Below are 1284 nucleotides of genomic sequence, written 5' to 3'. Positions count from 1 at the left end.
GGTGGGAACGGGCAATATTGCGGGTGTAGCTACGGCGATTGCGTTCGGCGGGCCTGGTGCGGTGTTTTGGATGTGGATGATGGCATTCCTGGGAGCGAGTTCCGCTTTTGTGGAGGCGACGCTTGGCCAAGTCTACAAAACCAAGTTGGACGGTCAATTCCGGGGCGGTCCGGCGTATTACATTGAAAAGGGCCTTAGAATCAAATGGTTTGCGATTCTATTCTCCATCGTAACGGTTTTTGCAACAGGGGTATTTTTACCGGGTGTCCAAGCGAACAGTATCGCTGCCGGGATCGAAAGTGCATTTGGGATTAATACTTTTGTGACTGGGATCGTTTTAGCTCTCATTCTCGGTATCATTATTTTTGGCGGTGTTAAGAGAATCGCCCGTGTAGCCGAAGTTACCGTGCCTTTTATGGCTGCAGGTTACATCTTGGTCGCTTTGATCATTGTGTTCGTCTACGTCGATCAATTGCCGCATGTCCTTTCCCTTATTTTCTCGAGCGCCTTCGGTGCCGATGCCGTCTTTGGCGGAATTATGGGCTCTGCCATTTTGTGGGGAGTTAAGCGCGGGGTATATTCCAACGAAGCGGGTCAAGGTACGGCGCCGCATGCCGCTTCCGCCGCGGAAGTGTCCCACCCTGCCAAACAAGGACTGGTTCAGGGCTTTTCCGTTTATATCGATACGTGGTTCGTTTGTTCCGCAACGGCCTTTATGATTCTGCTGACGGGAATGTATAACGTAACCCCTGAGGGCGCGGCTCCGATTGTGAATAATCTGGCGGATCTCAAACCGGGACCTGTCTTCACGCAAAAAGCCGTTGAAACCATCTTTCCGGGATTCGGTGGTCCGTTTATCGCGATTGCTCTTCTTTTCTTCGCATTTACGACGATCATGGCTTATTACTATATGGCGGAAACGAATTTGGCTTACCTGAACCGGGCGGTGAAGCGCGTTTGGTCCGAGTATGCGCTCAAGATCGCGATCATGTTTGTCACCTTCTACGGATGCGTGAGAACCGCAGATCTAGCTTGGGGCTTGGGGGATATCGGGGTAGGAAGCATGGCATGGTTGAATATTATCGCTATCCTTCTGCTCACGAAGCCGGCATTGAAAGTGCTAAAAGACTATGAAAGCCAGAGGAAAGAAGGCAAGGACCCTGTATTTGATCCGGTAAAGCTGGGCATCTCGAACGCTGAATTCTGGGAAAAGGAATACAGGCACGAATCTGCCAAGACAATAAACGATAAACTATCGAGACTATGAAAAGCAGAAGATCGCCC

The 1284-nt window shown here is 50.5% G+C and carries 1 protein-coding gene; it reads left to right on the top strand.

What is annotated here, in order from left to right:
- A partial coding sequence (locus QJ48_RS34925; protein WP_054977822.1) for an alanine/glycine:cation symporter family protein occupies positions 1-1267 on the top strand: 1267 nt, incomplete at its 5' end.
- Between the last annotated feature and the right edge of the window lie 17 nt (positions 1268-1284).

Source organism: Paenibacillus sp. A3, assembly GCF_001399685.1.
In the GTDB taxonomy this organism is placed as follows: domain Bacteria; phylum Bacillota; class Bacilli; order Paenibacillales; family NBRC-103111; genus Paenibacillus_G.
This window is presented reverse-complemented; position numbering and strand designations above follow the sequence as displayed.